This window comes from Dietzia sp. B19, from assembly GCF_014145155.1.
Taxonomy (GTDB): Bacteria; Actinomycetota; Actinomycetes; order Mycobacteriales; family Mycobacteriaceae; genus Dietzia; species Dietzia natronolimnaea.
Window position 1 is genome coordinate 1 of record NZ_JAALED010000469.1, and the last position, 1,320, is coordinate 1,320.

Here is a 1,320-nt window from a genome sequence, read left to right on the forward strand (position 1 = left end):
CCACCAGCTCCGCGCGGTCGCGGACCTGCAGGAACACCTCGGGACGGTCCGCCGCGGCCAGGCGCGCCAGCACGTCGTCGACCCTCGCCGCAGCGGTGTCCCGCAGCCCGGCTGATGTCACGGTGCCGCTCATGCGCTCAGCTCCCCACTGGCGGCCCAGCGCGAGAACTCCTCGGCGCGGGCGTGCTCCATCCGGCGTCGGGCGGAGGCGATCGACTCGGCCTCCCGCTCGCAGAACGCGGTGTGCTCGGCGAGGGAGAACGTGTCGTCGGTGATGTCGACGATCCCCCGCCCGGCGGCGGTGTCGGCCCGCAGATCGGCCAACTCCTCGGAGGTGACGGGGTACCAGGAGATGCGGTCGAAGTGCCGCAGTAGCCACGGGTGCTCGGCGTCGAAGCCCGGGGCCGGTTCGGGGTGCCGGTGGTTCCACACCTGGGTCGTGCGGCCCACGAACTGGTAGCCACCCGGCCCCTCCATCCCGTAGATGCACAGGTACGCGCCGCCGATCCCGACCGAGTTCTCCGCGGTCCACGTCCGCGCGGGGTTGTACTTGGTCGTCACCAGGCGGTGGCGTGGGTCCAGCGGCGTGGCCACCGGTGCCCCGAGGTAGACGTCCCCGAGCCCCAGCACCATGTACTCGGCGTCGAAGACGGTGCGGTAGACGTCGTCGGCGGTCTCCAGACCGTTCATGCGGCGGATGAACTCGATGTTCCACGGGCACCACGGGGCGTCGTCGCGCACGCCGTACATGTACCTCTCGATGGCCTCCTTGGTGGCGGGGTCGTCCCAGCTCAGCGGCAGTCGGACGCGTCTGCTCGACACCGCCAGGTCCTCGGCGGCGGGCAACGCCGCCTCGGCCTCGCGGAGGGCGGTCAGGGTGGCGCCGATCGTGCTGCGGCCGGGCGTGATCTTGACCTGCAGCGACCGGATACCGGGCGTGAGGTCCTGCTGGCCGGGGACGGGGTTCGCCCGGAGGTGCAGGTAGAGGGCGTGGGCGCGGGCGCGCAGTTCGAGGTCGAGCTCCATGCGGCCGTACTCGACCAGCACGTTGTCGTCACCACCCCGGCGGTAGGTCACCTCGGTCACGCCGTCGGCGGTGTGGCCGCGGCCGAGCACGCCGTCGTCGCGGTCACCACCGTCGCCGAGGACGTACGGGCGGCCGGCCCCCCTCGCCCCCGAGATCCCGGCGCGGTCACCGACCGCATCGACCCTGACGCGGACGAACCGGACGGTGTCGCCGGGCGCGAGCTGCCCGAGCTTCCACCGGTCGCCGCTGACCACGGTGACGGGGCAGACGAAGCCCCCCAGGCTCGGGCCGTC

The 1,320-nt window shown here is 72.9% G+C and carries 1 protein-coding gene; it reads right to left on the reverse strand.

What is annotated here, in order from left to right:
* Positions 1–129: 129 nt before the first annotated feature.
* Positions 130–1,320, reverse strand: a 1,191-nt coding sequence (locus G6020_RS13100; protein WP_182610921.1) for a carboxyltransferase domain-containing protein, incomplete at its 5' end; no start/stop codon positions are given.